This window comes from Paraburkholderia sp. SIMBA_054 (genome assembly GCF_046534875.1).
GTDB classification, from domain to species: Bacteria; Pseudomonadota; Gammaproteobacteria; order Burkholderiales; family Burkholderiaceae; genus Paraburkholderia; species Paraburkholderia hospita.
Map to the genome: position 1 here is coordinate 1 of NZ_JAWRXV010000937.1, position 265 is coordinate 265.

General features: G+C 64.5%; 1 pseudogene. It reads left to right on the forward strand.

Annotated elements, in window-relative coordinates:
- Positions 1-99 precede the first annotated feature (99 nt).
- A pseudogene (locus SB822_RS57885) lies at positions 100-265 on the forward strand (NAD(P)H-quinone oxidoreductase); the annotation flags it as partial.

Genomic DNA, 265 nt, shown 5'->3' on the forward strand with positions numbered 1-265 from the left:
GCGCGAGCCTGGCCGAATGGCCACCAATGGCTGTGAATCGCTGGGAACGGCCTGTAGAGCGGACCCAAGCCCTATAATACCCGTTCACCGATGAGGCCTATGAAAGACATTCTCGTGCTCTATTACAGCCGTCACGGCGCCACGCGCGAACTCGCGCTCGCGATCGCGCACGGCGTCGACAGCGTCCCCGGCATGCAGGCGCGCGTTCGGACGGTGCCGGCAGTTTCGACCGTCTGCGAAGCGACCCAACCCGACATTCCCGCTG